Genomic DNA, 255 nt, shown 5'->3' on the forward strand with positions numbered 1-255 from the left:
GTGTGGGGCAGATTCTGGATTCACTGGCGGAAGCCGGGATCCCCGACGGAATTGTTGTGGGGATAAGCCAGGGCTGGAAGCTGGGCGGGGCCATAAAAACCACCGAGCGCAAACTGGCTGAGGGAGTACTGGTGCATGGTGGTCAGCCACTGATGGCCTGGTGCGTTGGCAATGCCCGGGTGGAGCCGAAAGGTAACGCCATCCTTATTACCAAACAGGCCAGCGGACGGGGGAAAATTGACCCGCTGATGGCGC

At 60.4% G+C, this 255-nt stretch carries 1 pseudogene; it reads left to right on the plus strand.

Annotation, left to right across the window (positions count from 1 at the left end):
* A pseudogene (locus E0D98_RS27020) lies at positions 1 to 255 on the plus strand (terminase large subunit); the annotation flags it as partial.

Source organism: Escherichia sp. KCJ4928 (assembly GCF_004352695.1).
Lineage (GTDB): Bacteria > Pseudomonadota > Gammaproteobacteria > Enterobacterales > Enterobacteriaceae > ECMA0423.